The 2,021-nt window shown below is 40.8% G+C and carries 4 protein-coding genes; all 4 read right to left on the bottom strand.

The genetic code is table 11. The annotated features are described in order from the left end of the window. Window positions 1-88 precede the first annotated feature (88 nt). Window positions 89-442 carry a hypothetical protein gene (locus ACX5KA_RS13145; protein WP_168463669.1) on the bottom strand — a complete coding sequence of 118 codons (354 nt, stop codon included), beginning with the start codon at window positions 440-442 and terminating at the stop codon, window positions 89-91. A gap of 125 nt (window positions 443-567) precedes the next feature. Continuing rightward, entirely contained in the window at window positions 568-855 is a 288-nt protein-coding gene (locus ACX5KA_RS13140) for a hypothetical protein (RefSeq protein WP_202942506.1), read from the bottom strand. A 128-nt stretch (window positions 856-983) separates the two neighbouring features. Then, window positions 984-1,439, bottom strand: a complete 456-nt coding sequence (locus ACX5KA_RS13135; protein ID WP_458731362.1) for a hypothetical protein — start codon at window positions 1,437-1,439, stop codon at window positions 984-986. A gap of 116 nt (window positions 1,440-1,555) precedes the next feature. Further along, window positions 1,556-1,984, bottom strand: coding sequence for a hypothetical protein (locus tag ACX5KA_RS13130; protein WP_458731361.1), 429 nt, complete (start codon window positions 1,982-1,984; stop codon window positions 1,556-1,558). Between the last annotated feature and the right edge of the window lie 37 nt (window positions 1,985-2,021).

Here is a 2,021-nt window from a genome sequence, read left to right as displayed (position 1 = left end):
GTGGGGCATAATGGCGCAGCCGCCCCGCGTGTATGCGTCCCAGCGAACGCAGTGAGTGTGTTGATTGGGTTGTTATATGACATGCTGATTAAGCCCTAGCGCCACCCCATAATTGCACTGTAGAGATTAGCAAAATAGCCAATATAAACCCAGAAAGTAATGATACACCGATGGGTATCAATATAACTTGCCAGAGTTTCAAAACCATAAAGCGTTTTAAAATGAACGAAAAGAGCAATATGGATATTACAACAGAAGCTGGCTCTACTAAATCTGCCAAATAGACAATTGAAGCTGAAAAAGCCTGTGTAATTAAAAACAAACCAGTAAGTAGCATACTACGCTTGTTCACATTTTCATTCACTTTGAGTAGGCGGAGAACAATTCGAAAGCCTATGAAATTTCCAAGAAGAAATGAAATTAAAAAGAAGATTGGAAACACAAAAGTCCCTTTGTCATATAACTTCCCACTAAGGGGCGATAACACATGGGCTAAAATTAGGAACGAAGTGACGCAGCCCATGTGTTAGCGTCCCAGCGAGCGTAGCGAGAACCTTGAGTGGCTTGTTATGTGTCACGTTTAGACAACCTCTGAATTGCTTTTGGATCTCTAGCTATTTGTCGCTCAATTATGTTTAAGAGATCTTGGTGTGAAACGCCTTTATAGCCACCCCAAATACCGACAAAAACAAAAACAGCAAGTCCAGGAACAAAATAAATCAAATGCTGTGAAATACCTAGAGAATGAGAAAATGGCAAAAACACACTGACTAAAAGCAAGACAAATGAAGAAAGCTTTAGACCAACTAAGCCTCTTTTAGCGTCTTGAAACTTTTTAATATCTGACTCTTCCATAACGATAGATTCCTAAGTATCTGATGACACATAACACCTAAATATGGGGCACAAACAGGCAGGCTACAATGGCGAAGCCGCCTGCCTGTTTGTGTCCCAGCCCGCCTGCGGGCGACATAATTTTTTTGTTAGAAGCCTGCACGCCGTTGTTCCCTACGAGGATCATGTGGATTTACATTACCACCAAATGTTTGTTTATACACCTTGCCTAAATCTGAAGTGATTTCCAACGTTACTAGGTAAGGTGAGCCCAGCGCTGAACGCCAATAGTGATACTGCTTTTGATATTGCTCATTGAAACTAAAAGTAACATTGGCTGACTTAAGCCATGATGAGGGAATTTTATGAGAATTCAGCATTTTAATAAGCAATTCGTGCATGCTTTTAGCAAATGGTTCAAGGCAATTTTTAACGCAGCTATGTTCTACTTCTAGCAGATTGATTGAGATAGAAGAGATGTTTTCTTGCTCTGCGATTAAACATAGTTGCCCTATAGCCCAGTAACCAAGATGATCGTTATTGCGGTTATTTAGCATATGAGCAAAGTTTCTTACAATTCCCTTGAACTCTGAACGACGAGCCATGATTCTCCTTGGCTTCTAACCCTTAAATAAGGGGCGCTGGCACGTAGGGCATAATAGCGAAGCGGCCCTGCGTGTTAGCGTCCCAACGAGCGACAGCGAGTGACTTAATTTTTTTGTTATGCATCAACGATCCCAAACAACCTTGTATAGTTTTTCTTGTATAAGTCTGCGAATACAAATGGCCGAACTATCAATGCATTTGTAACAACAGGAACAATAACAATGGTATTAAAAATTACAGGAGCACCAAAAGTTATCATGATGCCTGAGAGAGCAACTGTGATATAGGTTAAAATTGAGTATGCCCTAAATGAAGAAATATTCTTCATTAACACAGTGACTTCACTTTTTTCTGTGCAGTCACTTACGAAAAGGTAAAGACAAAATAGGCCAGCTAACCCCCAAAGAATGCTTTCTGGGCGAATTGTTGATAGAGCATTTCCAAACAAAACCACAGTTAATGCCAGACTAAAGGTGTCTGACGCCGCCATTCTTAATAACAAATGTTGGTTATCCGGTTCTGGTGAAAGAGGCAGTCGATCCATGAATCTTCCTGATGCATAACACTAAGCTTTGGGGCGC

Source organism: Alteromonas alvinellae, assembly GCF_902705805.1.
The sequence above is the reverse complement of the archived record's forward strand: the minus strand, read 5'-3'. Positions and strand labels throughout refer to the sequence as shown.

Excerpts from the sequence above, each read along its gene's own strand:
- ACX5KA_RS13140 (WP_202942506.1), bottom strand. The coding sequence starts at position 855 with ATGGAAGAGTCAGATATTAAAAAGTTTCAAGACGCTAAAAGAGGCTTA.
- ACX5KA_RS13135 (WP_458731362.1), bottom strand. The coding sequence starts at position 1,439 with ATGGCTCGTCGTTCAGAGTTCAAGGGAATTGTAAGAAACTTTGCTCAT.
- ACX5KA_RS13130 (WP_458731361.1), bottom strand. The coding sequence starts at position 1,984 with ATGGATCGACTGCCTCTTTCACCAGAACCGGATAACCAACATTTGTTA.